Annotated in this window: 22 protein-coding genes; 8 read left to right on the top strand and 14 right to left on the bottom strand. The window is 53.6% G+C overall.

Translation table 11 applies throughout. From position 1 onward, the window contains the following. Nucleotides 1-141 precede the first annotated feature (141 nt). The 3 genes from SIK97_RS17045 to SIK97_RS17035 all read left to right on the top strand — a co-directional run bounded on the left by SIK97_RS17045 (nucleotide 142) and on the right by SIK97_RS17035 (nucleotide 2,938). Nucleotides 142-753, top strand: coding sequence for a hypothetical protein (locus SIK97_RS17045; RefSeq protein ID WP_065366249.1), 612 nt, complete (start codon nucleotides 142-144; stop codon nucleotides 751-753). Continuing rightward, nucleotides 750-1,892: a helix-turn-helix domain-containing protein gene (locus SIK97_RS17040; RefSeq protein ID WP_057173406.1), complete on the top strand. Its 1,143-nt coding sequence runs from the start codon at nucleotides 750-752 to the stop codon at nucleotides 1,890-1,892. Before SIK97_RS17045 ends, SIK97_RS17040 begins: the two co-directional genes overlap by 4 nt. Nucleotides 1,893-1,987: 95 nt before the next feature. Next, nucleotides 1,988-2,938 carry a hypothetical protein gene (locus SIK97_RS17035; RefSeq protein ID WP_071957373.1) on the top strand — a complete coding sequence of 317 codons (951 nt, stop codon included), beginning with the start codon at nucleotides 1,988-1,990 and terminating at the stop codon, nucleotides 2,936-2,938. Nucleotides 2,939-3,299: 361 nt separating this feature from the next. On the opposite strand, the gene SIK97_RS17030 is transcribed toward SIK97_RS17035, so the two are convergent. Further along, on the bottom strand, nucleotides 3,300-3,668 hold the full coding sequence (locus SIK97_RS17030; protein ID WP_239692900.1) for a tyrosine-type recombinase/integrase: 369 nt from the start codon (nucleotides 3,666-3,668) through the stop codon (nucleotides 3,300-3,302). 233 nt (nucleotides 3,669-3,901) lie between these two features. Between SIK97_RS17030 and SIK97_RS17025 the strand changes: the two genes are divergently transcribed. Next, nucleotides 3,902-4,129, top strand: coding sequence for a hypothetical protein (locus SIK97_RS17025; protein ID WP_057173405.1), 228 nt, complete (start codon nucleotides 3,902-3,904; stop codon nucleotides 4,127-4,129). A 185-nt stretch (nucleotides 4,130-4,314) separates the two neighbouring features. Here the strand turns inward: SIK97_RS17025 and SIK97_RS17020 are convergent, their stop codons facing one another. The 4 genes from SIK97_RS17020 to SIK97_RS17005 all read right to left on the bottom strand — a co-directional run bounded on the left by SIK97_RS17020 (nucleotide 4,315) and on the right by SIK97_RS17005 (nucleotide 7,107). Further along, complete coding sequence (locus tag SIK97_RS17020) at nucleotides 4,315-5,043, bottom strand: hypothetical protein (protein ID WP_057173404.1); 729 nt, start codon at nucleotides 5,041-5,043, stop codon at nucleotides 4,315-4,317. A gap of 165 nt (nucleotides 5,044-5,208) precedes the next feature. Continuing rightward, nucleotides 5,209-5,643 (bottom strand): VOC family protein, encoded by a 435-nt coding sequence (locus SIK97_RS17015; RefSeq protein ID WP_004117617.1) that lies wholly within the window; start codon nucleotides 5,641-5,643, stop codon nucleotides 5,209-5,211. 146 nt (nucleotides 5,644-5,789) lie between these two features. Continuing rightward, nucleotides 5,790-6,113: an endoribonuclease SymE gene (gene symE, locus SIK97_RS17010; protein ID WP_023320260.1), complete on the bottom strand. Its 324-nt coding sequence runs from the start codon at nucleotides 6,111-6,113 to the stop codon at nucleotides 5,790-5,792. 289 nt (nucleotides 6,114-6,402) lie between these two features. Further along, on the bottom strand, nucleotides 6,403-7,107 hold the full coding sequence (locus SIK97_RS17005; RefSeq protein WP_077270592.1) for a DNA/RNA non-specific endonuclease: 705 nt from the start codon (nucleotides 7,105-7,107) through the stop codon (nucleotides 6,403-6,405). A gap of 474 nt (nucleotides 7,108-7,581) precedes the next feature. Here SIK97_RS17005 and SIK97_RS17000 point away from each other — a divergent pair, with 474 nt between their 5' ends. Further along, nucleotides 7,582-8,613, top strand: a complete 1,032-nt coding sequence (locus tag SIK97_RS17000) for a DUF1176 domain-containing protein (RefSeq protein WP_057173402.1) — start codon at nucleotides 7,582-7,584, stop codon at nucleotides 8,611-8,613. A gap of 210 nt (nucleotides 8,614-8,823) precedes the next feature. Continuing rightward, nucleotides 8,824-9,837, top strand: coding sequence for a LacI family DNA-binding transcriptional regulator (locus SIK97_RS16995; RefSeq protein WP_004117622.1), 1,014 nt, complete (start codon nucleotides 8,824-8,826; stop codon nucleotides 9,835-9,837). Between the two features lie 136 nt (nucleotides 9,838-9,973). Here SIK97_RS16995 and SIK97_RS16990 read toward each other — a convergent pair whose 3' ends face one another. The 6 genes from SIK97_RS16990 to SIK97_RS16965 all read right to left on the bottom strand — a co-directional run bounded on the left by SIK97_RS16990 (nucleotide 9,974) and on the right by SIK97_RS16965 (nucleotide 16,549). Then, nucleotides 9,974-10,405 carry a GlcG/HbpS family heme-binding protein gene (locus SIK97_RS16990; protein WP_057173401.1) on the bottom strand — a complete coding sequence of 144 codons (432 nt, stop codon included), beginning with the start codon at nucleotides 10,403-10,405 and terminating at the stop codon, nucleotides 9,974-9,976. Then, nucleotides 10,392-11,303, bottom strand: coding sequence for a dihydrodipicolinate synthase family protein (locus tag SIK97_RS16985; RefSeq protein WP_049078888.1), 912 nt, complete (start codon nucleotides 11,301-11,303; stop codon nucleotides 10,392-10,394). Before SIK97_RS16985 ends, SIK97_RS16990 begins: the two co-directional genes overlap by 14 nt. After that, nucleotides 11,297-12,124 carry an SDR family oxidoreductase gene (locus tag SIK97_RS16980; protein WP_016809991.1) on the bottom strand — a complete coding sequence of 276 codons (828 nt, stop codon included), beginning with the start codon at nucleotides 12,122-12,124 and terminating at the stop codon, nucleotides 11,297-11,299. The genes SIK97_RS16985 and SIK97_RS16980 overlap by 7 nt, the downstream gene beginning before the upstream one ends. A gap of 23 nt (nucleotides 12,125-12,147) precedes the next feature. Continuing rightward, nucleotides 12,148-13,251 carry a mandelate racemase/muconate lactonizing enzyme family protein gene (locus tag SIK97_RS16975; RefSeq protein ID WP_057173400.1) on the bottom strand — a complete coding sequence of 368 codons (1,104 nt, stop codon included), beginning with the start codon at nucleotides 13,249-13,251 and terminating at the stop codon, nucleotides 12,148-12,150. 52 nt (nucleotides 13,252-13,303) lie between these two features. Further along, nucleotides 13,304-14,755 (bottom strand): MFS transporter, encoded by a 1,452-nt coding sequence (locus tag SIK97_RS16970; RefSeq protein ID WP_014227730.1) that lies wholly within the window; start codon nucleotides 14,753-14,755, stop codon nucleotides 13,304-13,306. 144 nt (nucleotides 14,756-14,899) lie between these two features. Beyond that, nucleotides 14,900-16,549 (bottom strand): hypothetical protein, encoded by a 1,650-nt coding sequence (locus SIK97_RS16965; RefSeq protein WP_057173399.1) that lies wholly within the window; start codon nucleotides 16,547-16,549, stop codon nucleotides 14,900-14,902. A 565-nt stretch (nucleotides 16,550-17,114) separates the two neighbouring features. On the opposite strand from SIK97_RS16965, the gene SIK97_RS16960 reads away from it, so the two are divergent. Beyond that, nucleotides 17,115-18,479 (top strand): MFS transporter, encoded by a 1,365-nt coding sequence (locus tag SIK97_RS16960; RefSeq protein ID WP_049078891.1) that lies wholly within the window; start codon nucleotides 17,115-17,117, stop codon nucleotides 18,477-18,479. 41 nt (nucleotides 18,480-18,520) lie between these two features. Here SIK97_RS16960 and SIK97_RS16955 read toward each other — a convergent pair whose 3' ends face one another. After that, a complete protein-coding gene (locus tag SIK97_RS16955; protein ID WP_057173397.1) occupies nucleotides 18,521-19,864 on the bottom strand; it encodes an OprD family outer membrane porin in 1,344 nt (447 codons plus the stop codon). 84 nt (nucleotides 19,865-19,948) lie between these two features. Beyond that, complete coding sequence (locus SIK97_RS16950; protein ID WP_038422856.1) at nucleotides 19,949-20,728, bottom strand: histidine phosphatase family protein; 780 nt, start codon at nucleotides 20,726-20,728, stop codon at nucleotides 19,949-19,951. Nucleotides 20,729-21,223: 495 nt separating this feature from the next. Here SIK97_RS16950 and surE point away from each other — a divergent pair, with 495 nt between their 5' ends. Further along, complete coding sequence (surE, locus tag SIK97_RS16945) at nucleotides 21,224-22,099, top strand: 5'/3'-nucleotidase SurE (protein WP_014837294.1); 876 nt, start codon at nucleotides 21,224-21,226, stop codon at nucleotides 22,097-22,099. Between the two features lie 68 nt (nucleotides 22,100-22,167). On the opposite strand, the gene SIK97_RS16940 is transcribed toward surE, so the two are convergent. Further along, nucleotides 22,168-23,292, bottom strand: coding sequence for a cupin domain-containing protein (locus SIK97_RS16940; protein WP_014227737.1), 1,125 nt, complete (start codon nucleotides 23,290-23,292; stop codon nucleotides 22,168-22,170). Nucleotides 23,293-23,704 lie beyond the last annotated feature (412 nt).

The raw sequence follows: 23,704 nt of genomic DNA, 5'->3' as shown, positions 1-23,704 counted from the left end.
CCTACCAAGGTTTTTGGTCTCGTAAAGGTGCCTCCGGCACAAATCTTTACGTACCAATTGTGGTTCAATCTATTTTCACGGTTGACAAAATTATGGTTTTTTGTAAATATGGTTGACAACATTTCACCAGGATAAGCCGTTATGAGCAATTATCGAACAGTATTAATGAACGCTTTTGATGTAAATCACCGTAGTTCCATGACTCGTTCTATATCTCAGGCTTACCTGATGTCTGCCGAGCGCAGCCGCGAATTTGGTGTGTTTTCTCGTGAGGCACAACCGTATCTTCGCTGGTTCTATTGTGAAGCATTACTGGAAAAAACAGCGATCAATCTTGGGTTGGATTTTCACGCCGCACCAAATGCAGCCCGTAACTGCCGACACTTATCGATTAAGTCTAACAACTGGACTCTCACGGCTCACCATATTAACGGACCGGGACAATTACCGCGTAAGGCTCGCTACCGAGCTGCATATGCACAAAGCATGAATTACGATCTTTTTGAAGGATTCGAAGACAACGATAATGTGCTTCCAAGTGTAGGTGGTCACGTTTATCTATTACATGATGGGGTTGGTGCTTCCCTGGAGGCGATAAGTTTGACCATTCCTACTCCAGATTTGCGTGCTGTACTGTATGCTGAACCATTAGAGTTGGTTTCTTCTTATGAAGTTGAGGAAGAAACTATTGAAGATGAACTTGATGAAAAAATCGCCCTTAGGGTCGATGAATTGCTAAGAAAACAAAAATGAATGTAAGCCCGCTTATTTCGCAGAATCGTGACAAATTAATCAATCCTGAACGTCTTACCGAGGCAAGGGAGGCTAAAGGGTTAACTATGGCTGACCTTGCGCGTTTGCTTGAGATCTCTCGGCAAGCGATTTCTGCGTTTGAGAAAGGGCTGAAAAACCCATCCCATGAGACATTAAATCAGATTTCAAGGGTATTGAGTTTCCCTGAGGCTTTCTTTTTAGCTGCCGAATCTTCACCCAGTATCAAAGGTGCTGTCCATTTTCGTAGTCGCGCTTCTGCAAGTAAAAAGGAACGCTTGATGGGCACAACGAAGGGAAGATGGGTGTCAGGTATACTCTCTAATCTGCTTCAATATGCAATTTTGCCTGAATTGAAGCTACCGCCTATTGATATTGATGATTTTGAAATGCTTACGCCAAGCGATCTTGAGCATATCGCAACGCAAACCCGTCGATATTGGGGATTGGGTGATGGTCCGATTAAAAACCTTACTCAACTTCTTGAAAATAACGGTGTTGTTGTCTCAAATATTCATGCCGGAGATAGGGTGGATGCCTTTTCATTTTGGGCTAACTCCGGGCCAGTCATCGTTGCTGATAAAAATAGTACGGCAGTTCGGTTGAGATTTACTATTGCTCATGAATTGGGACATCTGATATTGCACCGTTCGGTTCAGGACGATTATCTTGACGATAAAGAGCTTTTTAAGAAAGTGGAGAAACAAGCGGATTATTTTGCTTCTTGCTTCTTGCTTCCTGCTTCCACTTTTGGCAATGAGTTTTTCTCACCAAGTTTGCAGGGATTAATAAAGTTAAAAGAACGTTGGGGAGTTTCGATTGGAGCAATCACTATGCGAGCATCGAGCTTGCATCTGATAAATGACAATCAAAAAGAGTATGTTTTCAGACAACTGGCACCTTACCGTAAAAAAGAGCCTTTGGATGACATTATCAAGCATGAAGAGCCTAAGTTAATTAATAGACTTGCTCATCTTCTTGATGAGAATAATATAATTTCTAAAGGTGAACTTTACGAGATGTCAGGGTTGCCTGATGCTGATTTTGTCACTATAACAAAAATTTCGAAATCTGAGATTTTTTCTGACAAAGAAAATGTCGTCTCTATAAAGCTAAAATAATAGTAAGAGTGTTTTTTTATCAGGGAAAAACACTCAGGAGTTTATCAAGCACTCTGAGTATTTTATTTCGATTGATACTACACACGGAGTTTAAGATGGCTATTAGAAGAATTGCATACGCATATTATGATCCAGAGTGGGTGAAACTGTCGCACTCACTCGCAGCCCTAAAAAGAAACACCGTTGAACCTCTGGCTTATTTGTCTCATATGAAAGGATTCCTTTTTTGTCCTTCTTGTTATGAGCATCTTACACGAGTACCAGCAGATCCTGAAAAGGAAATGACATCTAACGAAGTTCCTGCATATTATAAACATCTTAAAGATGACGATGCACCACCATGTAGTTTACGATGCGGTCCAATACAATATAAAAAATACGCTACACAAGAAGATGCAAAAAAGGCCGTTGAAGATGAAGAATTAATAGTTATCAGCGGCTTTCTCCAGACCCGTCCAGAAAATAATCCAAGGGTCGATTTTGGAGGGGATGAAGTACCTATCGACTCTCATTTTGAGAGGGAAGATGGAAAAGAAGTTTCTCTTCCAATAGCTCGCCATAATGGTGAATCTTTCCGCGTCCCAAGTCAGATAACCAGTATCCAGTCTTTGTGTGCAAACTTTATTCACAATTATTATCGTGAAATATATCTTTTAGACGAAGATGGAAGAGCTAAAAGATATAGGTTTTGTGACTCTCTAAAAAATATAAATGAACTGAGGGAAGAATGTGATGAACCTCGGTTTTTATTTGGTGCGGTTTTCAGGGTTGAGAAATTTAAAGGGCATTCTAATATTTGGCTAAGGATTGACAATAGCACGCCATATCGTGATTTTCGTATAAGAATAACAAACGACACAGCTGAGGGACGAGGTTTTTTGAACGATAGAAATCTTGGTCGCATCGCAATGTTTTACAGTAAAGTTAATGGGGCTGGATTAGGTTTCATTACACCTGAGTTAGGTTGGGGTGAGGTTGCTTTACTGCCAGACAAGTATGATGATTTTTTAAATCGCGTCTATCATGAAGACGATACAGATAATTAAAAAATATCATTATCATTGCGTAATGATTAGCATAGTATTAACTGGCTTCGAAAGGATGCGTTGCCAGTTTATCTGTGAAAATTATTTTTTCTGCCTATAAATGGTTCTCCCAGCAGGGCCAGAAATTTCATAAGTGCCACTATGCGTTCTTTCATCATTACCATTCCCCACCGAGAGAAAACTCCTCCGATAATGTATCCGCAGTCTCTTGCGTGAACCCGATATAAAACAGGGTGGATGCCGGGTTGGCCTGGCCCAACAACTTTGTAATGTGCTCAAGTGGTGCGCCGTTCTCAAACAATATACGGCCTTTGCTCTTGCGTGGTGTGTGGCTCCCCACATCCTAGAAACCTGCACGGCGTCAGCATTTCCCGTATTCAGTCAAAACCGCATTGTGTGAAACTGGCTGGCCTTTCGACCTCAGGTCGGACAGGCTGAATATGTAGTCACCGAATTTTGGGCGGTCTGCTGCTTCTTCCCGCCGAGCTTGGACGATAGAGCGCATAGCCGGGGTAATAGCGACTTTGTAAAGTTTCCCCGTCTTCTCTTGTTTGATGGTCAGATGCGTTTTGCCCTCAGCGAATTGATCCCACGTCAATTTGACGGTATCCCCGAAGCGGAGAGTGCTTTCAAATTGCATCGCCCAGAGGCAGCGAAACAGGTTCGTCTTTTTGTTCTTTGCTAACTCCGCGTTGACTGCCTTCACTTCGTCTGCTGTCTCTAATGCCATTGTAAGTCAACCTGATTCAATCTACATCAACTTACTGATATGGGTAGAGGAGAGCGATTTATCTTGGATGTGGGCAGGTAGCTTTCGATCCTTGCACTTGGTTCTCTGTATTAGCTACTAGCTTTAATGGTGTGCGAATTTTATCTAAAGTTTAGAGAGTTCTGTCACATATACTTTTCATTTGAATGGTTATTGTTGAGTTGCAATAAGCGTTTATTTAACAAGGATATTAAATGGAAAAGTATCAAAATCGTGGTGGCGATTCAGGTGTTATAGGGTTTGAGATAGGGGATGACTCAATCACTGTACAATTTCGTGATAACTCTCGGTACCTATACAACTCTATCCGCCCAGGCCAGGTTATGGTTGACCACATGAAAATGCTTGCCAGGGCTGGTCAGGGGCTTAACAGTTACATCAGCCGCACTGTGCGCAAGAATTTTTATCAAAAACTACGATAATTTCTCCCATCGTATGTCCAGAGTCATGCTGCTCTGGACAGTTCAATTTTTTCGTCTAGCCAGTTCTTTACCTCACTTCCTTCTAAGCACCTTCGCGATTGGTGAGATTGAGCAACCGCAAGAGAGAAAATGCGTCTGGATATATAGGGTCAAATCCAGCTGGATTTGACCCTATATATCCTTTCTTATTGAGGCCTCTGTTCTTCTGGCTCCGATGCGGCTAGCACAGCACGCTCCCCACTTTCCACCCGCGCTTCCTCCTCACACCACCTTTCAAACAGCCTGGCGAATCTGGCGCTTTGCCAGGTTTCTCCAACCTGGCTCAAGATAAAGCCAGTGACCACAATAGCGGAAATAAAGTAAAACAGTGAAAATGCGATAACCGAATTTACGCCCCCGCTGGCCAGTAACGATTGTATTGTTGTCCACCAGGCGCAGGCAAAAATGACGATTGAAATTAGCCAGAAACCTCCACTAACGATGTGAAATTTTTTTATTTTTTCAGCATCGACAGAAAAATGATTTTCTTCACAACGATATAAGGATGGGTTTTTAAGGAAACTCATTAATCGTACATCATATGAGCCGATATTTTTATCAGCGATAAACGCGATCAGCTGATGGGCGTGCCAGACAGGAAGAGTAATCCCGATCTGCTCATATAAAAATTTCATTTGTACCGTCTGATGCGTCCTCGAGAGTTTAGTGTCGGGTATTTCAGCGTTCGCTATCTCAGCGATTTTATTCAGCACCTCTATTTTCGTTTCAATAGGTACCTTTTCGAAGCGGATTTTTCGCTTTGCTGGCGGGCTGGACATCACTTTTCCCGCCCAGTCGATGATCTTTTTAGCCACATATAAAATCGCGGGTAGCAAAACCAGCTTTGCAATATCTATCTCGTTAATGGCTCCCATCGTTATTCCTTTATAAAATGAATACGCAATGAATTTACAACACTGAATTTATTTTATGTAGCCCTCATTATTATGAGGGCTTCGATATGGCTAATTCATGGGCTGGCTCCTGGTCTGACTTAATGCCAACCGCCCAATACGACCCCTGCCCGGAGGCCGTTATACTTAAAGACTGAAGCCAATCTCCACCGATGCCGCACTGCGTTCCCCCTCGCCATGGTAAACCGCTTCGATATTGTTACCATCGGGATCGCGTACAAAGGCCGCGTAGTACCCCGGGTGATAAGTTCGCTCACCGGGTGCGCCGTTATCACTGCCGCCGTGTGCCAGCGCCGCCTGGTAAAAAGCATCCACCGTCTCACGATCCCTGGCCTGGAAAGCCAGGTGATGCCGTCCTGTCGGCTTACCTGCGGAACCGGGGCTATTAATGGATGAAACAACAAGCTCATCAGCCCAAAAATAATCGTCGTAGGTATTCACGACAGGGATCTCAAGGACCGCCAGCACGGCTGTATAAAACGCTTTGCTGGCCTCGAAATCATTTACCACAAGCTGGATATGGTCGATAAGCCTGCCGCGATGTAATCGGTAAGTCTCCATGATGGTTTCCTCATTCAGTCGTATTAACAGGTATTTATCCGTTATCTAAAAGGAGCGTTGTACGGATTTGATGGATGAGTACAGGTCCGGAGTGGCGATATAGAGCATGGCATTAAAATCCTGTCTGTCACCGCAATCCTGACTCCTCAACCCCGTCCCCCAATCACCCCGATAAACTCTCTGACCTGCTTCTGCTTCCTGGCCGACAGCTTCTCCACCCTGCGCATCGCGGCTTCCAGCTCCGGTTCCGGCTCAACCGCCGTCAGCACAATGCAGCCATCCATCACCCGCACCTCCACCCGGGTGCCGGTCGAAAACCCTGCCGCCGCCAGCCACTGGCCCTTCATGATCAGCGCCGGAACAAGACGACGATCTGGCAAACGTCTCACATAACTCACCGTCAACTGACGCTTATTTTTCGGCGACACTTCTGGATCAAACGAATCTACAATACAATCAGCATTAGTCATGGTTGCTATTCCCTGTAAATAGTAATTGTGATCAGCGGTGCGGGTGTGTTGGCGCACATTCGCACCGCGCTAAATAACACCTGTAAACCTAACCAGTAATAAAAATAAAGTCCAGACTTTAATCGGACATAATAAACGCCTTTAACCGCAAATTAAGAATTAACAGAATGCATGATGCTATTAATTAGCGCCTGTGGAAAATGACTTTCCTGATATTGCTGAAATAACCGCAAAGCAGATTCAAAAAATAAAAGCGAGATAATGCGCGCAACAGGATGCCCATGCCCAATTACGGGCACCCCATCTCTTTAGCCAGCGTACCCTTCCGGGACTTCAGGCGGCGGGCGATACCTGCCGGCAGGGCGGGCCAGAACGAGAGCGCCGGATGAGTCCGCCGCTCAATCTCCTCCACCGTCACTTGATAATCACAAAAACTGGCGCTTTTTGGCGTCGCCTGATCCAGCAAAAACGCCGCGTATTCGCCTTTATCCGGACTGGAGCCGATAAAAATAATCTTCCAGTAGCCGCTGGGAAGCTCCACCTCGGGCGCGGCGGGCAGGGTAGCGATATGCCGTTCGAACAGCGGCCCGGTAACGGACCACACCGCCGCCACGTCGCGGCGCTCGGCGAGGGCGCGCTCCTTATCCTCCAGCCGCGCCCACGCCCCCTGATTCAGGTCGGAGGCCTGCGGGGTGATATTGGAAAGATAGTTTAACGCCTGCCAGTCTGCGCTGGCGCCGAGCCCGGCGAGAGGCGCCTGATGCCCGCGATCGACCGCCAATGCTGCGCTGGCCCCTTTATATGCCGCGGGGGCAAGGGTATCCGTAGCGGGTAAATCCGGATCGCGCTTCCAGCTGCGCGAACGCCCGCTGGCCAGACTGGCTTTGGTGATTTTATACGCCACCCAATTGGCGAATTTGCGCTGGCTGTTGTTATTGAGCGTATAGGCTTCGCGAACCAGCGTCTGCCCGCTTCCGCCGGTCGGGCAGCCCACTTCACAATGATCCACGCCGGATGATGCGGCAGCGCACGCGACGGCAAAAAATAGCGACGGCAGTACGCTGAATATTCGGGATAGCTTCATATTATTGATGACGTCAAAGAAAAGATGAATCGATGCATAAAAGAACCCCCTGAATAGCCAGAGCGGAATTCAGCTATGAATCGCAAAGATGAAGTGAGAGCGTAAAAAGAGTTAGCCGGTCGCAGCCGCGCGGAATATCACAAGATGATTTAACATCACGGCGGATGTTATTTTGTGAACCCAGAAATGATGTTGAATGAGGTGACCAGACTCTCAAACCCGCTATTTTCAGCCGGGCTGAACGGGCGGGAATATGCCCGACGACGCGTAAAGCGGTGCGGCATCCATGTCGTTGTCTGAAAAAATGTCGCGACAGGGGAAAACGCTTCTCTCTGCGAGGAGGATTACTCAGACTACGCGGATGACCGATTAAGGAGAGAAGGTATGAAAAAGGAACTCTGGAGAGGCGTGCTGGCACTGGCCGTACTTAGTCTCCCCGCGCTGGCGAAAACAGGCGTTTCATTCAGTCACAAAGACTGGGAAGTGGTGTGTGATAACACGCTGACCTGCCGGGCGGCGGGATACAGCGCTGAAGAAGGAAGCGGAGGTTCGGTGCTGCTGACCCGCCAGGCCGGAGCGGGCACCGCCGTCTCGGGAGAGCTGATGCTGGCGGAGGTGACCGACAGCGACGTTCTGCCGGGCAAACTGACGCTGTGGATCAACGGCCAGCCGGCAGGCGATGTGAAGCCAGCAAAAGAGAGCTGGCCGCTGTCGGAGAAACAGGCCCGGGCGATCGTTAACGCCATCAAAGGCAGCGGGAAGGTTGAATTTACAGGCGGGGAGGCGCCGTTTGAGCTTTCCGGCGAAGGTGCTTACGCGGTACTGCTGAAAATGGACGATGTTCAGGGGCGAATCGGCACGCCGGGCGCGTTGACCAAAAAAGGCGACAGGCCGGAAAGCAGCGTCCGGGCGGCGATTCCCGCCCCGGTCATTCACCGGGTCATGCCGGAGAAGGCGCAGGAGAGAGCGTTAACCGCGCCTGAGCTGGCGGTGCTCAAGCCGAAGCTTCTGGCCACGCTAAATAACGATGATTGGTGCGATCGCCTCCAGCCTGAGGAGGGGGAGGAGGCTGAAACCATCAGCCTGACGCCGCTGGATAACGCGCATTCCCTGATTTCGGCCTTGTGCTGGCGGGCGGCCTATAACGAGGGATACGGCTATTGGGTTGTGGATAGCAAACTTGAGGGTAATCCAACGCTTATTACGGTTTCCGGTTCTGAATATGGCGACGGCGAGATTTTTATGAGCCAGAAAGGGCGAGGGCTCGGCAATTGCTGGGGGACGGCGAGCTGGCTCTGGGATGGCACAACGTTCCGCAAAAGCCGTGAAGCGACCACCGGGATGTGCCGCTATCTTCGCCTCGGCGGGACATGGGATCTCCCCACCTGGGTGATCGAGGTTAAACCGGCAAAATGAAATAGCGCGGCCAGAATCTCTCCCGGCACACACGGCGACAGAGAGGACAGGGAAGGATCTTAACGATCGTCCGCGTCGCGGGATCGCGATCGACAGCGCCAGTGGCGTCAGAAAACTGACGCCTTGTTCAAAATAACAGCGCGGCTAATGTATTGCTAACTCGAATTAGTTTATGATTAAGCCGTTCTGTTCGTTATGGAAAATGAGTTTATGGCCAAAACCGTTGAGCAAGTCGCCAGGGCGCTGGAAATCTCGATTACCACCGTGCGCCTGGTGCTGGGTGGCAAAGCTGAGCAGTATCGCATCAGCGCCAAAACGCAGCAGCGTATTAATGATTACATCGCCGAGAACGGGCTGGTCGTTAACCATATCGCCCGCAGCCTGAAGCTCAATAAAACCGAGACCTTAGGGCTGGTGATCCCGCGTTTATCCAACCTGTTTTTCTCCACCCTGGCGGAAAAGCTCGAAGCCTGCTGCCGTCAGGCGGGGTATCAGCTAATGATTGCCTGCACCTACAGCGACAGCGAGCATGAAAACAGTCTGGTTGAAGGACTGCTGGCGCGCAACGTTGACGGGCTCTTCGTGGTGCCCTCTACCCGGGAAACGCAGCTGCATCACCAGAAGGTAGCGCGCAAGCGGCCGCTAGTGCTGCTCGACCGCGATTTTGGCGAGAGCGACGTGTCGCTGGTGGTAAGCGATAACTACAACGGCAGCAAAAAGCTGGTGCAGGCGATGACCCAGGCGGTGGACGTCTCGCCGATTTTTTTTATCGCCGGGGATACCCAGCAGCCGTCGATCCAGCGTCGTCTGCAGGGCTACCTGAGCGAGCTGCCCGCCGGCAAGGAGTGGATATTGTCCGCCAGCCATAACCGTCAGGAAGAGGGCAAACAGCTGATGCTCGATTTTCTGCGTCAGCACCGCGAGCCGCCGAAGGCGTTTATCGCCTCCTCTCTGCCCATTCTGGAAGGGACGCTGAGCGCGCTGCGGGAAACCTACGGCTTTATTCCGTCGGATATTCCCATCGGCACCTTCGATGAACATCAGATGCTGGGATTTCTGCCGAACGCGGTGTGGTCGATGCGCCAGGATGAGGACGCCTGGGCGCAGCACGCGTTTCATCTGATGCAGCAGAAGCTGCAGGGGGAAAATGCCGATGTGAAGATCACCGTGCCGATGACCCTGATTCACCGCCCGCTGTCGGTGGAGAAGCAGCGGAGCCAGTAAATGACACGGCTTGTGTGAACATGTCAATCCCCGGCTGCGCTATGCTGGCCGGGGCTACAGATACCGCATCCTGCGCGCGCTGGCAGCCCGGATAAGGCGCGGGCGCCGCAATCCGGGAACCCTTAACGATCCCTCATCAAGTCAATCGCTGAACAAACTGCGCCGCCAGCCCGGCGTCCAGCTCCGGTGGCAGGCCGCTGATCCCGACGCCGCCAATGGCCAGCCCGTCGACGATCACCGGCTCGCCGCCCGGCATCGCCAGCAGCTGCGGGTCGTTAAATACCGCCAGCTGCAGGGCGCCGGCGCTGACCTCTTGCGCCAGCGTTGCCGTCGGACGGCGAAAGCGCAGGGCGCTCCAGGCCTTGCGCTGTGCCAGCTGGCGCGGTAGCGGTGGGCAGCGAGCGTGCGCGCCAAAGGCGATGAGCTCGCCCTCCGGCCCGACAACCGCCACCGCCAGCCCCCGGGTTCGCGCATCGCTTTCCGTCTCCTGTAAAAACCGCGCGACCTGCTGGCACACGACGCTATCGTTCAGACGGATCTGGGGACAGAGCGCGTCATTGTCCGGCATCGGCGATATACCCCCTTAAGCGCAGATAGAGGTCATCCAGCTCGCCTTTCTGCGCCGCCGTCAGCGCCACAAACGGCTCGCGGGTGGGGCCGGTATCGACGCTCTCTTTCGCGGCAAGATACTTCGCCGACTGGAACACGCCGCGCGCGACCAGCTGCTCCACCACCTCGTTGATCTGCTGCTGCAGGCGCTGCGCCCGGGCGATGTCGCCCTGCTGAAAAGCGCTGCGCAGGGCGAGAAACAACTCCGGCTGTAGGTTAACCGTGGTGCCAACCGTGGCCGTCGCGCCCGCCGCGAGGCTGGAAAGGAAGATCTCATCGAAACCGTTAAAAAAGACTTTCTCCGGGTAGCGGGCGATCATGCGTTCCAGCGAATAGAGGTTATGCGAAGTATGCTTCACCCCCAGAACCTGCTCATCGCCGAGCAGCGCGTCGGCGCTCTGGGCGTCCAGCTCGACGCCGGTAAACTGCGGAATATTATACAAAATCACCGGAATCGAAATGGCGTCCAGCACTCGACGGTAGTAGGCGATAATCTCCTCGCGGCTATATTTGTAGTAGTAGGGCGGCACCAGCGACACCGCGCTGGCGCCGTCCTGCTCGGCGTGCTTCGCCAGCTCGACGGCATCCCGGGTGCGCGGCGTCCCGACGTGGGCGATCACCGGCACGCGACCGCCCGCCGACTGCACCAGCGTTGCCAGTACCTGCCGGCGCTCATCGAAACGCAGCAACGGCCCCTCCCCGGAGGAGCCGCAGCAGTAAAAGCCCTCAACCCCGCGCGCCAGTTGGGCCCGGGCGAGCGCGTCCAGCGCCGCGTAGTTCACCGACTCATCGGCGTGCATCGGCGTCACCACGGCGGAGATAATGCCGCGAAAAACCTGCCATTTATCGCTTACCATGCGGTCCAGCCTCCATCCACCACCACGTTGGAACCGGTCATATAGACCGAGGCGTCGGAGAGCAAAAACACCACCGCGCCGTTGTACTCGTGGGCTTTCGCCATCCGCCCGATGGGGATACGGTTGGTGTAGTTTTTCTGAAAGCGCGGGTCCTGATCGCTGCGCTCGACGCCGGAGAGGGTCAGAGTATTGACGCGAATGCCGTCGCGCCCCCAGTAGGTGGCGCAGTAGCGGGTAAAGTTATACAGCCCGGACTTTGCCGCCGAATAGGCCACCGGTTTGACGAACGGAATGCCGGTGTCCTCTTTTTTGTAGCTATAGATATCCTGCACAGGGGAGACCACGCCGTAGATCGAACCGACGTTGATGATCGAGCCGCCTTTGCCGGCCTGTTTCATGCGCTTGCCGACCTGCTGGGTCATCAGGAAGGTGCCGACCAGGTTCACTTCCACCACCTCGCGGAACACCTCTTCCGGAAACTCTTCAAACGGGCCGGAGACTTCCGGCGGCGCGCTGGGCTGGGTGTCGACGCCCGCGTTGTTGACCAGGCCATCCGGGACGCCCCACTTCGCTTCAATGCTATCCAGCACCCGGTTAATGCTGGCTTTATCGGTAATATTCACTTCCGCGCACAGCAGGCGGTCGGAGTCCTTGATCGCCCCCAGCACGCGGTCGACGCGCGCGGCATCGACGCGGGTGGCCAGCGCCGCCACCTTCGCGCCGCGGTCGTGTAACGTCTTCACGTACTGCGCCCCCAGCTGTCCCAGGCCGCCGGTCACGATGATGACCTTGTCTTTAACCGAGAATAACGTGTCTTCCATTGTCCTTTCCCCTCACTGCGTGGTTAGATTTTGTGGGTTGCGAGGTAATCACGATCGAGAATAATGCCGTGGCCCGGCCTTTCGCTCGGCACGTAGTAGCCGTCCACCTCTTCGCCCGCTTCGGCGATGATGCGCAGATCTTTCCAGCGCCCGCCGTCGGTCATCTCGGCGTATGAGATATTCGGCACCGTTGCCAGCAGGCTGGCGCTGAGCTCCATGACAAAATGCGGCGTCATTGGCAGGTTGTGCGCGCGGGCGACGGCGGCGATATCCAGATAGCCGGTGATCCCGCCGACGCGGCCGAGATCCGCCTGGATGTAATCCGCGCTGCCGCTCTCGATGTACTGCGTAAACTGGTTTAAGTTATAGACGTTTTCTCCCAGCGCGATAGGCGTGGCGCTGCGTTCGCGCAGCCGCAGGTGGCCGGTGATATCGTCGGAGGGCAGCGGCTCCTCAATCCACAGCAGATTGAGCGGTTCGAACAGTTTGAACGCGCGCAGCGCCTGCGGGAAGCTCCAGCCCTGGTTGGCGTCCACCGCCAGCGGGAAGCCCGGCACCGCCTCCTGAATCTTACGCAGCCGCTCCACGTCCTCCTCCAGCGTCGGTTTGCCCACTTTCACTTTCGCCGCCAGGTAGCCGGTGCTTTTCCAGCGTTTGACCTGGTCAATCACTTCCTCAATGGACAGATGCAGGTTGATGCCGCTGCCGTACAGCGGAACGCGATCGCGTACGCGGCCAAGAATGTCGATAATCGGCGCATTGAGGGTTTTACCTAACAGATCCCAGTAGGCAATATCCAGCGCCGCCAGGGCATGGGTGGTGACGCCCGCGCCGCCGACGTCGTGTACGTGTTTATACGAGCGATGCCACAGGCCGCGCGGGGAGAGCGGCTGGCCAATAACGTCCGGGATAATCTCGGCAATCAGCGCGGAGATGGTTTTCCCGCACCAGCCGGAAGTGTGGCTAAAGCCGGTGCCGACGTGGCCGTTAGAACCGTAGACGTCAACAATCGCCACTTCGATATCGGTGACGTGGTGAATCTGATCCCCCCACGGGCCTTCCGGCAGCGGAACGCGGGCGGTCATCAGTTCGATATTTTCAATCACGGGCATTTTTGTGCTGTTCATCTGATTCCTTCCTTTATGGGTTCAGCGGGGGCCGCCCCTGCGGCCCGGGCGGTTAATGTTTGGAGGCCGGGGATTCATGCCCCTCCAGGGCGATTGCCGGGCTGGCGTCATGCTCTCGATCGTTCTCGTCGCCCACCGCATGGCCGAAGACTTCCGGCAGCAGGAAGATGGAGGCGAGGAAGGCGCAGAACGGCGCGATAGCGATAATCATCGAGGCGACCGGTACGCCGACCGCTTCAAACAGGGCCGGGAAGACCAGGGTGGTAACGAAGGCGGTGACCTTGACGATGGTGTAGCCGATGCCGGAGGCCACCCCGCGATAGCGCGGTTTTGCCACCAGCGAGATCACCGTCATGCCGCTTTCGGAATCCCAGTAGTGGCCCCACAGCATTAGCGCCGCGCCGAAGATGATAAATGCGAAGCTGCTGCTGTAGACGCCCCACGCCGATATCGAAATACCGATGGTGACCAGCAGGAAGCCGTATTTGCTCAGCCCCTTATGCCCGAGCTTCGGCAACAGCAGCGGGCCGACAAATGCCGAGAGCGCGGCGATACAGTTCACCGCCAGCAGGGCGAGGTTATTCTGGATCTGCCCGGAAATCCCGATGGTCACGAGGATCAGCGGCAGGAAGAAGGAGAAGGCGTAGTTTTCAAACGACTGCACGGCGCAGGAGAACCAGCCGAACAGGGTGGTGCGGCGGGTAAACGGACGGCGGAACAGATCGTGCAGCGTCTCTTTGAGCGTCGGGTCGGCGATAGTGACGTTTTCATTGGGCAGAATGTCGTCCAGCAGACGGCCATCCTGTTCGCCGTAATATTCGCGGGAGGCTTTTTTCGCTTCGATAAAGCGGCCGCGTTCGACGAACCACGCTGGCGTCTCCGGCAGCTCCCGACGCATAAACAGCAGCAGGCAGGCCGGGATCGCCGGGACCGCCAGCACGATGCGCCAGATCATATCCGGGTGAACATCAAGCGCCACCAGCGTGGTGACCAGCAGAATGGCGGCGATAATCCCTAGCGCGAACATAAACTGCCAGCGGTTAGCCATCACTTCGCGCTTGCCCTTCGGCATCACCTCCATGATGTAGGTAAAGCCGTTAGCCACGTCCGCGCCCACCGGGATCCCGGCGAGGCAGCGAATAATCGCCAGCCAGTACATATTGGGCGCCAGGCCCTGAAGAACGGCGAAGATCGCGAACAGGATCATCGACCAGAGGAAAATTTTACGCCGTCCGAGCTTATCGGTCAGCCAGCCGCCGAGCAGCGCGCCGACCACCGCGCCAAGCTGGGTGCCGGCGGCGGTAAAACCAAGCAGCCAGCTGCTGGGCTCATAAATATCTTTCAGGGCGAATAAAATAAACGCCATGGAATAAATATCCCATGACTCAATTAATAATGCGGTGATCATTAGCCATCCCGCTTTGGTGCAGCCAGGGGCCTCCTGCAGATCGAGCCGTTTCTTTGCCTTCTGGATAATAAATTCAATATGTTGCTGCTGATACATATAATCCTCTCTTATCCGGGCAGGCGGAGAGCCCGCCCGGACAGATACGCGTTGATCCGCTCTTTATGGGCGATAAAGAGACGAATGAAGCGGATGTTTGCCAGGATCGCTAACAACGTAAAAATTACATAAGCGAATCAGTTGTTATTTCATTAATAAATGCGCATCGCCTGCGATAAAGACTTTCATATTTTGCGTCAGCGCCTGGGCAATAAAGGCGTTCAGCACTTCGGATAATACCTCCTCCTCTACATAAGCCAGACTGAGATGGTTGCTCTGGTGGCCCGCCATCAAATCGTCGCGCGAAACCCCGTCGAGAACGGCGTTGAGTAATGGCCACTCGTAGTTGGTCGCCCGGCGGCGGCGTTCGAATTCGTCATGCGGCAGTTCGACGGCGGTGCCGGTGCCGATATGCAGGATCACCTGAGTGCCTTCGTAGTGCGCGCGCGCCCAGATAAAGCGTCCGGCTTTGCCCTGACCGGCGATGGTCGAGCCGCCATAGGGGAAGAACATCGCCGGCTGGCGATAGCCGGTGGCCCCGGCGATCCCGCCCTTCAGATGGGCGAACGGCACCGCGCCGGAGATCTCCAGATCCCAGTAGAACGTGCCGTTGTATTCGCTACCCCAGCGGATATCGTGAAGGGTGGTTTCGCTCGCCATGCCCAGCGCGCCGAGCAGCTTCGCCAGCATCACCTGCGGGATGGCGCTGCCCATATCCACCTCGTTGATGCAGGGGATCGGCGCGTCCGGACAGACGATCTCGCCATTCTCATCCGGGATCGGGAAACGTTCCGCGTTGCCGATGGCGCCTTCGGCAAAATCTGAGGCGGCGCAGCTGTCTTTGAGCCCCTGCTGATACTGCACGCCCACCGCCGTCAGCCCGAAGCGTTTCACGAAGCGCGCCATGGCGATCATCATCGCGCACTGTTCCAGCACCTGCTCCCGGGTCAGATCCTTCGCCCCGTCGGTGCCGAACCGGAAGCGCATGCCGCGGGTCTCATACCAGTCGAGACAGGCTTCGCGCAGGTCGGTCGGCACCTTGTTCATTTCAACCAGCAGCGCCGATTGCGACAGCGACTCCACCGGCATCCCTACGTCGATCATCGCTTTTTGCGGGAACACGCCGTTGATCATCCCCATACAGAAGGTATCGAACAGCCCGACAATGGCCTTGTGTTTGAGGATCGACTGCCCAACCTTCACGCCAATCTGTCCGGCTTCGCTGGCCAGCAGCGGCGCGCTGGGCGCGACCGGATGCAGATAGCCGAGCTTATGGCTGAGATGGCCGTCGCGCAGCCAGGTGTCTAAGCCGCGAATAAACGCCTCGTCGGCGAAGGTTTCCGACCACAGCCGCGAGTAGTTGCGCTCCAGGCTGGTGAGGCAGCCTGCCATACAGAGCATGCCGACGAGGCCCGGCCAGGTACCGTCAAAATTGGCGAGCAGCAAAATAGGGCCGCGATGATGTACCAGCGAAGGCGCAAGGTGATGGGAGTATTGCCAGGCGGTAAGCAGGACAATAATCGGCGCATCCGGATCGATCCCGGCGAACAGCTCGCTACCCTCTTTCTGGCTACTGATAAACCCGTGGCCGCGCTGCTCGTTGACCGGATGGGCGCGGCGCAGGCGATAGCCTAATGTTTCCAGCGCCGTTTCCAGACGCTGTTCAAACAGCTTCTGCGTGGGCCAGCAGGTGACGTTAGCCGGTTCGCGGAGATCCGCATTGGTCACCATCAACACTTCGCCTGGCTGCGGGGTAATAAGCCCGGCTTCCGCGGGTAACGTTAAATTCAGCATGTGAATTTCTCCTGTAGGGGATAGGTCGCTTGGTTATCGTTGAGCGTGCTGCGCCGGGGTAAGCGCGGCATCAATCGTTCTGTTGCTGGCTAATTTCTTAGGCTAACTCGAATTAGCAAATTAGGATAAAAAAAAGACAGGAACAAACTCTTTACCGGGGATTTGTGATGGCTATCAATTTGCAATTATTAACTTATTAATATTTAACTCTTTATTTTAAACGGTGGGTCGAGGTGACAGGGAACGCTTGCTGAGGCGGCATAAAGGCGGGCAGAAAAGCGGACGGGAAGCGCAGCGGGGACGGTAAATCAGCGTTTAATATTTAATTGATTGAATTTAATAAATTATTTACGCCTTATTTTGAGCGATTTGCCTCGCGGCGCTGGTGACGGTGTCAAAATATAACCGATCCTGGTCACACTCTTTTAGCATTTACGTTGTGAATCTCCGTATCTTGTTATAATTAGCTAATTCGAGTTAGCTTGCCGGCGATTTTCCCTCGCCACCGCTGTTAACCAGGCGCTGCCCGACTTAACAATAATGATTCAGGACAGAGGATTTAATGATGACTATGCTTACCTCGCCCGCCATGACCCCTGCAAAAGACGAACAAACATCGCAACAAACCCATGAAAGAAGAAAGCTGCTCACCGTGCTGGGCTCCGGTCTCTCCGGCACAACGATTGAGTTCTATGACTTTTTTATCTACGGCACCGCCGCCGCGCTGGTGTTTCCGTCGCTGTTTTTTCCTAACCTCTCGCCGCTGATGGCGCTGCTGGTGTCCTTCCTGACGCTGTCGATTACCTTCGTCAGCCGGCCCATCGGGGCCATCGTATTTGGCCACTATGGCGATAAGATCGGCCGCAAAAAATCGCTGGTCCTGTCGCTGATGATTATGGGCATTTCGACTTTTTTCATAGGCTTAATCCCCAGCTACGACACCATAGGCAACGCCGCGCCGCTGATACTTATCTTTTTGCGCCTCTGCCAGGGCTTTGCCATCGGCGGCGAATGGGGTGGGGCGACGACGCTGATCACCGAGTATGCGCCGCGCCATCGCCGGGGCTTTTTCGGCACTTTTGTTCAGTTGGGCAACGTGCTTGGCCTGTTTATCGCCACAGGCGTTTTTGCGCTGGTGGTGATGCTGCCGGAGGATGACCTGATGTCCTGGGGCTGGCGCGTGCCTTTCCTGTTAAGCATCGCGCTGCTGTTTGTCGGGATGTTTATCCGCTCAAGGATCGAAGAGACGCCGGTGTTCCAGGAGAATCAGAAACAGCAGCAGAACGCGCCGAAAGCGGCGGAGCAGAAGTTTCCCATTCTCACCGTACTCAAGCATCACCGTAAAGCGGTGTTCCTGGCGATGGGCATGCGCATGGGGGAGATTGTTCTGGGCTGGCTGACGGTGGCGTTCTTTATGTCCTATGTGACAAGGGAACTCAACTTCACTCGCGAAACGGCGCTGAACGGGCTGCTGCTGGCCAGCTTTGTCGGCATTTTTACCTTTCCGTTCTTCGGCTGGCTTTCCGATAAAATTGGCCGCCGACCGGTCTATCTGGCCGGCGCCGCTATCACGCTGATCTTTGCCTTCCCGCTATTCTGGATGATCGACTCCGGCTCGGTGAAGATGTTTATGTTCGCCACCACCTTCTGCTATTCCGTGGGGCTGGGCATGATGTTCAGCGTTCAGCCGGCCTTCTTTTCGGAGCTTTTTGACACCAGCGTGCGCTATACCGGCGTCTCGCTCGGCTTCCAGCTGGCGAACATCGTCGGCGGCCTAACGCCGATGATTGGTACCTTGCTGCTGGTGTGGTCCGGCGGCGCATCGTGGCCCATCTCGCTGTTTCTCGCCTGCATGGCGCTGATTACCATCCTGTGCGTCTGCGTGACGCGGGAAAGCTATAACGATGAGCTTAATGAGGTGAAGAAGTAGCCGGGGAGGGTTGCCCCGCCATGACCGGCGGGGCGGGCGTATCAGAACAGATTAAATTTATATTCGATAATCACTTCCGAAGAGAGCGAGTTGGCCCGGCTGTAATGGCCGTCGGTAAGCACCGGCGTTTTGCCATTCATCTTATAGGACCAGCCCGGCCCGAACATCGCCCAGACGGTGAGATTTTTCAGTCTTGGGTGCGTCGGCACCCAGCGGCTGAAGGCGTTAATTTCCCCGGTACGGACGTGGTTGCCGCGGTAGTTAAACTGGGCGATGTTGCCGGCGAGACCGATCGCCAGCTCCGGCGTCAGGTTATAGTCCGACATATTAGAGAGAACCAGCTCACCGTCGCGCATATAGTCGTTGCCGGCATAGGCCATTGAGATAAAGGTCCCGCGCGAGTTTTTACTCATATGGCGCGGGTAGAAGCCCACTTCATTGGCCTTGTTCGCATCGGTATAGCCCAGACCCCACTTGGTGCTCCAGTTGTCCGCCTGCCACTTCACATCCATGGCGATGTGCCAGGCGTCGTCGTCAAAGTCACGCTTATTCGCTGGCATCGCTTTATACTCGTCCAGCGCGTGAGTGGCGTAGACCTGAGTACCGATGTTCAGCGCTTTTATCGGCTTAATATTGGTAAACAGAATATGGCGGCGCAGATAGTTATCGCTTTCACCATAGCCGTACTGCATGTTCAGGTGCTCGCTTTGCCACAGAATATCGCCGCTGGCGATATGGTTAATGTACTGTCCGCTGTTGGTCTGGAAGCGTTTCTTATCCGGCGAGTTACGATCCATCGCGCTTTCGATGTACGCGCCGCGCAGCGTGAAGGGGCCGTAGTTCACCGCGCCGGTCCAGCCCAAATAGGTGGTCGGGGAGAGGCGGGTGGAGTTGGAGATGACGCCAAAGTTTTTCATCGTCTGCCAGCCCCAGCGGGCGTTCAGATGAGTGTCCGCCAGGCGATACTGTAGCTTGATGTTGCGTTGACCAAATTTAGAAAAGCCTTCAGCGTTGCTCTTTTTATTCCCGCTGCCGTTGTTATACAGCACGCCGCGGGAGTTAAAGTAATCGCTGGCGCCGAGCTTGACCGCTCCGTAGTAAGTGGCATCAAAGCCAATAATATCGGCAAAATAGCCGGACTGATAATCGACGGCGACGCCCTGACCCCAGGCATTATGGACTTTCTTTGGCTCGGTCTCTTCTTCCTTAAGATATTTCCAGTAGTTTTTAAACGATAAATTCATATGGGACTGGCTGAATAACGGATCGTCGAGCACGGTATCGATATAATCGTGCTCCTTCAGGCTGTTAGTGGTCGAAACTGACCAGGCGCTGGCGGGAATAGCCAGCAGCATAATGGCGACTGTTGTAGTATTGATTTTCATAATAAACCCCAGAGTAGGGACGCAGCGATCCAGGCGAGGTGTTTTCGCCTGAAGTCTGCCGTAATAAATAATTAAGCGTGGGTATTATTTTTTATCGAGAGCCTGTTTTCCGGCTTCAACATATTTCATGGTGCCAATTTCTGGAACGGTATATTTGCCGTCTTTATAAACAATTTTAACCACCGCGGCATTGGCAAGCGGCTTGTTTTTCGCGTTATCGTCGGTTAAATCGGAAATCATAATCTGCATGGCGGTACCGGATGAAATTGCCAGCACGTTTTTATCGCCCCGGGCCTGCGCGTTTTCAACGATAGTATGCAGCGCTGCCTGGGTACGGGTTTTTACCTGCTGATAGTTTTCCGCCATACCCTTTGGGTCGGCCGCTGCCAGCGCGTTCTGGTTGGTATCGACGGCCAGGGTGCCCGCTTTCATTTGGCTGAACAGCGCAGCGCCGTCTTTAAGCCCCAGCTGTCTGGCGCCGGCGTCGGCCATATCTTTGTTATAGCCGCCTTCGAAACCGCCGAAGAAGGCTTCCCGCAGGCCGCTGAGCTCAGTAAGTTTGTAATCACTTACTCCGGCTTGCTTAAGGATCACCTGCATGGTTTCACGCTGACGTCCGGCATCGCTGGAATAGAAGCTATCAAACGGAATACCTTTAAGCCCCTCGCCGAGATAACGAGCGACGCGAATGCCGTCTTCGGTAAGCGGTGAGTCCGCCCAACCCTGCACGCGGTCAAACGTATTTAGCAGCGTTTTGCCATGGCGGGCGAAATAGATATTCACGCCGTCATCGTTTTTAACTTCTGCCGCAGAGCAGGTTGCCGCACCTGCCGCCATCATTAATGCTATTAGCCACTTCTTCATATAACGCTCCACCTGAATGGTCTTTTTATAAGCAAAAAAAAACCTACGTCAGATATTCGACGCGAAGCATAAATAAGATTATGTTCGCTCGAACGTCTATAACGTAGGTTTCGCCTGTTCTAAACAGTAACAATCCAACAAGGGCGACGTTAGCACTAATTATGAGAAAAGACATCCTCTATTTATTATGAATGTCAATAAATGTGATCGTCTTCATGGAGGTAATTTTGTCGATTGAGTTGTATCTTAAGTTTAATTTTCAGATTAATTGGCAGTTTTCGGCTTAAATAATTTTAGAGGATTGATCTCCGTCACAGAATAATGATGTCCGGGCTGGACTCTTTTACGCTCTGGCGTTATTTTCGCAGCACTCTGGGATTGTTACTGACCACAGGCAAAACCTAAGACCCCTGTCCGCCAATTTGGCGTGCGGCAGGAGTCTTAGGTTTTTTTTTGCGCCTAAGAAATACCTCTGCTACCCAACAAGGAGTGATGATGAGAACGAAAATCCTGACTGCCGCCATTCTGGCGTTATCTGCCGCTGGCGTACAGGCTGCTGAAAAACCGCTGAAAATACTGCTGGTTAACGATGATGGCTGCCAGTCTGTGGGGACCACTTCGCTGCAGGAAAAACTGGCGGCCAAAGGGTATGACGTCTGGATGGTGGCGCCGGCAACGAATCAGAGCGGTATCGGGTCGGCAATTACCTTTAAGACGGGTAAAGTTTTTGATGTCAAAAAAGCCGCTGACAAACGCTACTGCTTCCCTGGAACTCCTGCCGATGCGCTGGATTTTGGCCTGTGGGGCGTGCTAAAAGACGCGCCGCCGGATCTGGTGATTTCGGGCGTCAACGATGGTCCCAATACCGGTATGGCGCAGGTTAACTCCGGCACCGTAAGCGCCGCGGCCCGCGCCGTACGCTACGGTTTCCCGGCGATTGCCGCCAGCATTGGCTACCGCTTCACGGAAGAAGAGATGAAGAACAAATGGCCGAGCACGCATAAGTACTGGCCTGATTCGGTGGATTATGTCGTCTCGCTGGTGGATAAACTTAACGCCGCGCATAAACCGGGAAGCCCGATTATGCCGCAGGGGGCCGGGTTGAGCATTAACTATCCGCCGCTGCCGTCGGCTGAAATTAAGGGCGTTCATTATATTGAGAATGAACAATTCCCTGTGCCGCAGATTGGTTATGAACTTCTGGCGGACGGTACCGCCAAACAGACGATGAATCCGGAGGCGATGAAACCGGCGGAAGGGGATAATGACTCGGGCTGGCTCAACAAAGGATATATTACTTACACCCTGTTTGATGGTTCATGGAACGCGCCGCACTACCAGGCGCAGTTTGAGGCGCTGCTCGGTAAATGATGCTGTAGCGATAGTAAAGAAGAAGGCGCGGGCTCCGCGCCTTCTTTATATGAACCGATGATGAAGCGCTATTCGTCGAAGAACCAGTAGCCCTGGTTAATCAGGCGGGTCAGATCGGCGATAAAAGCCGGATTGCGCAGCGCGGCCTCGCCTAGCTCCTCTTTACCCAGCAGGGTATAGCGGCACAGTGCGTCCAGAGCCGCGGGATCGGTTGGCTCCAGCTGTTCGCTATTCACAAAGAAGCTGTCGCCGATGTGCAGTACACGCAGGCCGCTCAGGCGAGTCAGCATTTCACCGCCCGCCAGCGCGTCGACAATCTCCTCTTCTTCAAAAGGCGGTTCAGCGGGCGCAATATCCAGCTCGTGGCGCGGCGTCGTGGCAAAACGCCCAAACCAGCGGCGGAAATCTTCCGGCTGGCTAATCATCTCGATCATCATGCCGCGCAGGCGTTCCAGTTCATACTCTTCTACCCGTCCCGGATGTTCGCGGCAGGTCAAATCCGGATCGCTGTAGTGCTCGCCGCCGAGATCGTTTTCCAGCGCGTAATCGGCAAAGCTGCTGATCAAATCGCGGCCGTTTGGCCCACGGAAGCCGACGGAGTAGTTCAGCGCCGTTTCGTGAGTGATTCCGTCGTGCGGGAATCCGGGCGGAATGTACAGAATATCGCCAGGTTGCAGATCCTCATCAATGATCGGCGGGAACGGGTCAACGTGCAGCAGCGCCGGATGCGGGCAGAACTGACGCATCGGTAGCTTATCGCCCACGCGCCAGCGGCGGCTGCCCATGCCCTGAATAATAAAGACGTCGTACTGGTCGATATGCGGGCCTACGCCGCCGCCCGGTACGGAAAAGGAGATCATCAGATCGTCTAAACGCCAGTCCGGCAGCACGCGGAAGGGGCGCACCAGTTCAGCGGCGGGCATATGCCAGTGGTTTACCGCCTGAGCCAGGAGCGACCAGCCGGTTTCGCCCAGGCCATCAAAATGTTCAAACGGCCCGTTGCTGGCCTGCCATTGACCGTTCTTGAGGCTCACCAGTCGACTATCGACTTCCGGTTCCATGGCCAGCCCGGCCAGCTCATCCGGCGTAATCGGATCGACGAAATTCGCGAAAGCCTTCTTTAATACGACCGGCTGCTTTTGCCAGTACTTTTCTAAAAACTCGGGCCAGTTAATGTTGAGTTGATAAGCCATAGGTTCATACCAATAAGAAGAAACGGGCCTGATTATAGAAATATGCACCCTCAAGCCGCTTTGTCATGGGTCAAGGCTGGTGCTTAATTCATCATCTGAAGTCACGACGCGGTAAGAGAGGGGGAAACGTAAAGCGGATAACGTTGATTTTCGCAAAATGTCGCTTTTGCCTGAATTCGCTGCAGCCCGCGTGGCGTCTGGCTTTCCCCCATTTTTTCTGGCGTGGAGGGAGCGTGAGAAGTTTAAATTATGAGCGTTTGATAAGTTTTTTGTATTTTAAGGGTTGCTATATCCCGGCAGCTCCCTATAATGCGCTCCCACTGACACGGCAGATGTGAATCACTTCACAAACAACCCGGTCGGTTGAAGAGAAAAAATCCTGAAATAACGGGTTGACTCTGAAAGAGGAAAG

Source organism: Klebsiella sp. JN_Kp126, assembly GCF_033843325.1.
GTDB lineage: Bacteria > Pseudomonadota > Gammaproteobacteria > Enterobacterales > Enterobacteriaceae > Klebsiella > Klebsiella michiganensis.
Note: the sequence above shows the minus strand (reverse complement) of the source record. Positions and strands in the feature narration are given on the sequence as shown.

Excerpts from the sequence above, each read along its gene's own strand:
- SIK97_RS17045 (WP_065366249.1), top strand. The coding sequence starts at position 142 with ATGAGCAATTATCGAACAGTATTAATGAACGCTTTTGATGTAAATCAC.
- SIK97_RS17040 (WP_057173406.1), top strand. The coding sequence starts at position 750 with ATGAATGTAAGCCCGCTTATTTCGCAGAATCGTGACAAATTAATCAAT.
- SIK97_RS17035 (WP_071957373.1), top strand. The coding sequence starts at position 1,988 with ATGGCTATTAGAAGAATTGCATACGCATATTATGATCCAGAGTGGGTG.
- SIK97_RS17030 (WP_239692900.1), bottom strand. The coding sequence starts at position 3,668 with ATGGCATTAGAGACAGCAGACGAAGTGAAGGCAGTCAACGCGGAGTTA.
- SIK97_RS17025 (WP_057173405.1), top strand. The coding sequence starts at position 3,902 with ATGGAAAAGTATCAAAATCGTGGTGGCGATTCAGGTGTTATAGGGTTT.
- SIK97_RS17020 (WP_057173404.1), bottom strand. The coding sequence starts at position 5,043 with ATGGGAGCCATTAACGAGATAGATATTGCAAAGCTGGTTTTGCTACCC.
- SIK97_RS17015 (WP_004117617.1), bottom strand. The coding sequence starts at position 5,643 with ATGGAGACTTACCGATTACATCGCGGCAGGCTTATCGACCATATCCAG.
- symE (WP_023320260.1), bottom strand. The coding sequence starts at position 6,113 with ATGACTAATGCTGATTGTATTGTAGATTCGTTTGATCCAGAAGTGTCG.
- SIK97_RS17000 (WP_057173402.1), top strand. The coding sequence starts at position 7,582 with ATGAAAAAGGAACTCTGGAGAGGCGTGCTGGCACTGGCCGTACTTAGT.
- SIK97_RS16995 (WP_004117622.1), top strand. The coding sequence starts at position 8,824 with ATGGCCAAAACCGTTGAGCAAGTCGCCAGGGCGCTGGAAATCTCGATT.
- SIK97_RS16990 (WP_057173401.1), bottom strand. The coding sequence starts at position 10,405 with ATGCCGGACAATGACGCGCTCTGTCCCCAGATCCGTCTGAACGATAGC.
- SIK97_RS16985 (WP_049078888.1), bottom strand. The coding sequence starts at position 11,303 with ATGGTAAGCGATAAATGGCAGGTTTTTCGCGGCATTATCTCCGCCGTG.
- SIK97_RS16980 (WP_016809991.1), bottom strand. The coding sequence starts at position 12,124 with ATGGAAGACACGTTATTCTCGGTTAAAGACAAGGTCATCATCGTGACC.
- SIK97_RS16975 (WP_057173400.1), bottom strand. The coding sequence starts at position 13,251 with ATGAACAGCACAAAAATGCCCGTGATTGAAAATATCGAACTGATGACC.
- SIK97_RS16970 (WP_014227730.1), bottom strand. The coding sequence starts at position 14,755 with ATGTATCAGCAGCAACATATTGAATTTATTATCCAGAAGGCAAAGAAA.
- SIK97_RS16965 (WP_057173399.1), bottom strand. The coding sequence starts at position 16,549 with ATGCTGAATTTAACGTTACCCGCGGAAGCCGGGCTTATTACCCCGCAG.
- SIK97_RS16960 (WP_049078891.1), top strand. The coding sequence starts at position 17,115 with ATGACTATGCTTACCTCGCCCGCCATGACCCCTGCAAAAGACGAACAA.
- SIK97_RS16955 (WP_057173397.1), bottom strand. The coding sequence starts at position 19,864 with ATGAAAATCAATACTACAACAGTCGCCATTATGCTGCTGGCTATTCCC.
- SIK97_RS16950 (WP_038422856.1), bottom strand. The coding sequence starts at position 20,728 with ATGAAGAAGTGGCTAATAGCATTAATGATGGCGGCAGGTGCGGCAACC.
- surE (WP_014837294.1), top strand. The coding sequence starts at position 21,224 with ATGAGAACGAAAATCCTGACTGCCGCCATTCTGGCGTTATCTGCCGCT.
- SIK97_RS16940 (WP_014227737.1), bottom strand. The coding sequence starts at position 23,292 with ATGGCTTATCAACTCAACATTAACTGGCCCGAGTTTTTAGAAAAGTAC.